Genomic DNA, 4320 nt, shown 5'->3' with positions numbered 1-4320 from the left:
GGCCGACCACCACGCGCCACTGGCGGCTGCCGATGCGCAGCCGATCACCCTCACGCAGGCGCCGGTAGCTGTTGAAATGCAGCGGCCGGAAATGGCCGTTCTGCACCAGCCGATAAAGCTCGCCGATCTGCTCGTCGCCAAAACCGGCCTTGGCATAGAAATTTACGAAGTCCCAGCCCGGCGCCTGCTCGCCTGGCACGGCGACATACAGCGAGCGGTATTCCGCAGCAGTCATGTACACCGGGCAGCGAAACCGCTCGGCCAGCCAGCCGGCGACGCCGGCATGGTCGGTGTGGTAGTGGGTGCAGATCACCGCCAGCAGCGGTTGGCCGGCGAACACCTGCTCGAACACCCGGGCCCAGACCTCTTGGGTTTGCGCTGTGTTCATGCCGGTGTCCACCACCACCCAGCCGTGGTCATGGCGCAACAGGTAGAGGTTGATGTGGTCAAGGCGAAACGGCAGCGGCATGCGCAGCCACCACACCCCCGCCGCTACCTCGCACGCTTGACCGCTCGCTGGCGGCTGCGGCCAGGGGTAGCGCAGGCCGCCACGCAGCTCATGGCCGTTGTCGTCGAGCTCAGCCATGCTGGCCACCGACGAAGGCAGGCAAGCCCAGCTGCGCAAGCAACGCGGGCGAATACGGCTGGTAGGTCTGGCTGCGCTCGTCGCGAATGAACAGCGGGTCGGTACAGGCATCCGGGCAGTAACCCTGGCGCTGCAGGTCGACCTTGCGCAGCTTGAAGGTGCTGGTCAGGTCTGCCGCGGCAGTAACCCGCACAAACACCGGCGCGGCGTAACGTGGCAGCCTGGTGTCGGTCAGGCGGTAGAAGGCCTGCGGGTCGAATGCCTGGCCGGCCTGCATCAGCACCGCGGCCATGCCGGCGCGGCCCTCGTGCTGCGGCACCTGCACGCCATAGACGTTGATCAGCTCCAGGCCCGGCAGGTCGCCCAGGGCTTCGGCCACCTCCTGGGTGGAGACGTTTTCGCTCTTCCAGCGGAAGGTGTCGCCGATCCGGTCGACAAAATAGCAATAGCCGTCGGCGTCCTGGCGCAGCAGGTCACCGGAGCTCCACCAGGCATCGCCCTCACGCAGCACATTGCGGCGGATCTTGCTCTCGGTGGCGGCGGCACAGGTGTAGCCCTCGAAGCGGCCACCACCGATGTCCGGGTGGTCGACGATGAACCCCATGGCCTCGCCCACCTCGCCCACTTCGCACAGCTGGTAGAAACCGTGTTCATCGCGCGGGTGGCAGTCGTTCTCGACGTCGAAGCGCACCAGGCGCAGGTTGGTACGGCTCCAGTCCGGAACCCGGCCGCACGAGCCGAGGTAGTTGTCTACATTGATCAGGTTGGTGTTGGCTTCAGTCGCCCCCCACCCTTCGAACACCTGGATCGGCCCGAACCGCTCCACCCAGCGCTGCCAGGTTTCGCCCGCCAAGCCGGCACCGAGCATGCAACGCAGGCTGTGCTCACGCTCCCCGGCCTGCGGCGGCCGGTTGAGCAGATAGCGGCAGATTTCGCCGATGTACTGGAACACGCTGATGCGATGGCGAGCAACGTCGCTCCAGAATTCGCGCACGCTGAACTTGCGCCGCACGACAATGCTGGCCCCGGCGCGCAGTGCGGTGGACGTCACCGACGTGGCGGCGGCGCCGTGGTACAGCGGCAGGCAGCAATAGAACACATCGTCGACGCCGGCCTCCAGGGTCACCTGCATCACATCGCCCGACGACAGCCAGCGCATATGGCTGTAGCGCGCGGCCTTGGGCAGGCCAGTGGTGCCCGAGGTGAAGATCAGCAGCGTCGGCGCCTGGGCTTCGATACCGGCGCGCAGTGCTGCGGGCAACGGGGTACGCGGCGCACTGGCAAGCCCGGTGGCGAAGGTGCGGTCGACCCCTTCGGGCAGTTCACCGGGCCATGGGGTTTCGGCATCGGTCACCATCCACAATGGCAGCGCGGGCAACCCGTCGGTGGCCTGCAGGTTGCCCAGGCATTCTTCGCCCACCACCAGCGCCTTGGCCGCGGTCGTCTGCAGGGCATGCAGCAAGGGTTTGCCGGCCACTTGGGTGTTGATGAACGCCACCACCACGCCAAGTTTGACCAGGCCGAACCAGCAGGTGAAGAACGCCGGGCGGTTTTCCATCATGATTGCGCACACGTCACCAGCCTGCAGGCCGGCAGCACGTGCGCGGTGGGCCATCTGGTTGGCCTGGCTGTCGACTTCGGCGTAGCTCAGCACCTGGTCGCCCGCGATCAGGAATGGCCGCTCGCCGTGGCGGATGGCCTGGGCCTCCAGGCGGTCGGCGAGGGTGTACAGGTCACGCGGCTTGATTTGCGCACTGGCCTCGGCGCGCAGGTCGAGCAGCGCCTGGGTGTGCTCGCGGCTGACAGGCGCCAGGCTGCTCAGGCTGTGCGGCAGGTTCATTGCGTCACCTCCAGGTGCTGCTGCCAGGTTGGGTAGTCGCTGTAGCCGCGGGCACCGGGGGTATACAGGGTCTTGCGGTCGAAGCCGGCCAGCGGCCTGCCGTGGCGCAGGCGTTCGACCAGGTCAGGGTTGCCGATGAAGAGGCGGCCGAACGACACCGCCGTGCCCTCGCCCGCTGCCAGCGCCGTGCGGGCGGAAGCTGCGTCGAAGCCGTCGTTGAGGATCAGCCCCTGGGGGCCATGCGCGCGCGCCAGGGCAAAGGCATCCAGCCCGGGCACGGGCGAGCGCATGATGTGCAGGTAGGCCAGCCCCAGTGGTGCCACCGCCTGGCACAGGGCCGTAGCGGTGTGTTCAGGTTCGCGGTCGTCGATGTCGTTGTAAGGGTTGCCGGGGCACAGCCGCAGGCCGACCCGGCCGGCGCCGATGGCCGCGGCCATGGCTTCGAGCACTTCCTTGGCAAAGCGCACCCGTTGCTGCACCGGCCCGCCATACGCATCGGTACGCTGGTTGCTGCCCGAAGCCATGAACTGCATCGGCAGGTAGCCACTGGTGCAGTGCAGCTCGACCCCGTCGAACCCCGCTTCGCGGGCATTCAGCGCCGCCTGGCGGAAGTCGCCGATGACCTCGGCGATAGCCGCCAGCGACAACGCCTGGGGCACATCGGCATCGACCATCCCTGCGCTATCGCTGAACAGCTGGACACGCGCCGGCAGCGATGATGGGGCTACGGTTGGCGCACCCTGGGGTTTGTTGTAATGGCTGGCAGCGCGCCCCACGTGCATCAATTGCAGCACGATGCGCCCGCCTTGTTCGTGCACGGCGCGGGTAACCTGTTGCCAGGCGCTGATCTGCTCGCGGTTGTAGATCGCCGGGGTGCGGCAATAACCAAGGCCGCTGGCAGAAGGCGCGGTGCCTTCGGCAACGATCAGTCCGGCACTGGCGCGCTGGCGGTAGTACTCGACCATATCGCTGCCCGGCACTGCGCGAGCATCGGCGCGACTGCGGGTCATCGGGGCCATCACGATGCGGTTGGCCAGTTGCAGTTCGCCCAGGCGCACAGGCTCGAACAAGATGTCCATTTCAGCTCCTTTACGTATTCTTGTTTCCGGCTTGCCGGCAACGCAATTCACCGGATATGGGCTGAATGATTCACCGTGGGCGGGTGCGAAACATCGTCCGTCGAGACTATTTTCGGTGCGGCGCCCGAGGCCGTTTTCTGCGCCGCGCCTGCGGCCGTCGGCAAGCCTGGTGACAGGTGCCTGAACTGGTCTGAACAGACGATGAAAACCATGCGCAATGCGCCGAGGATCGTGCGCACCCAAAACAAGAAGCGGAGCCTGAACAGTGAACCCATCCCCCCCTGTGACCTGGCGTACCCACTACGCCCTGCTGGTGCTGGCCGGCATCTACGTCTTCAACTACATCGACCGCCAGCTGATGGCGATCCTGATCGAGCCGGTGAAGCAGGAGTTCGGCATTTCCGATACTGGCATCGGCTTGCTATCGGGTGTGACCTTTGCAGTGTTCTACACGGTGTTCGGCCTGCCGCTGGGGCGCCTGTCAGACCGCATCGGGCGCAAACCGGTGATTGCCTTCAGCTGCATGGCCTGGAGCCTGATGACCATGCTCTGCGGCATGGCCGGCAGCTTTTTCACCCTGGTCCTGGCGCGGATCGGGGTTGCCATCGGCGAGGCCGGCGGCACTGCGCCTTCGGTGGCGATGGTGTCCGACCTGTACCCGGCGCACCGCCGCTCCACTGCCTTGGCGGTGCTGATGCTCGGTTCCAGCCTGGGCGCGATTGTCGGCCTGGGCCTGGGCGGCTGGATTGCCCAGCAGCATGGCTGGCGCTACGCGTTCCTGTTGATTGGCGCACCCGGCATTTTGCTGGGCTTGC

4 protein-coding genes are annotated in these 4320 nt (G+C 66.5%); 1 reads left to right on the top strand and 3 read right to left on the bottom strand.

The window, feature by feature from the left end; translation table 11 throughout:
• From HP546_RS26635 to HP546_RS26625, 3 genes are all read right to left on the bottom strand, one after another.
• A partial coding sequence (locus HP546_RS26635) for an MBL fold metallo-hydrolase (RefSeq protein ID WP_172231751.1) occupies positions 1–586 on the bottom strand: 586 nt, incomplete at its 3' end.
• On the bottom strand, positions 579–2426 hold the full coding sequence (locus HP546_RS26630) for a long-chain-acyl-CoA synthetase (RefSeq protein ID WP_172231748.1): 1848 nt from the start codon (positions 2424–2426) through the stop codon (positions 579–581). The genes HP546_RS26635 and HP546_RS26630, both read right to left, overlap by 8 nt.
• Positions 2423–3505, bottom strand: coding sequence for an alkene reductase (locus HP546_RS26625; protein WP_172231745.1), 1083 nt, complete (start codon positions 3503–3505; stop codon positions 2423–2425). The genes HP546_RS26630 and HP546_RS26625 overlap by 4 nt, the downstream gene beginning before the upstream one ends.
• Before the next feature lie 265 nt (positions 3506–3770).
• Here HP546_RS26625 and HP546_RS26620 point away from each other — a divergent pair.
• On the top strand, positions 3771–4320 hold a 550-nt coding region (locus HP546_RS26620; RefSeq protein WP_172231742.1), incomplete at its 3' end, for an MFS transporter.

It is taken from the genome of Pseudomonas sp. CM25, assembly GCF_013179705.1.
Taxonomy (GTDB): Bacteria; Pseudomonadota; Gammaproteobacteria; order Pseudomonadales; family Pseudomonadaceae; genus Aquipseudomonas.
The sequence above is the reverse complement of the archived record's forward strand: the minus strand, read 5'-3'. Positions and strand labels throughout refer to the sequence as shown.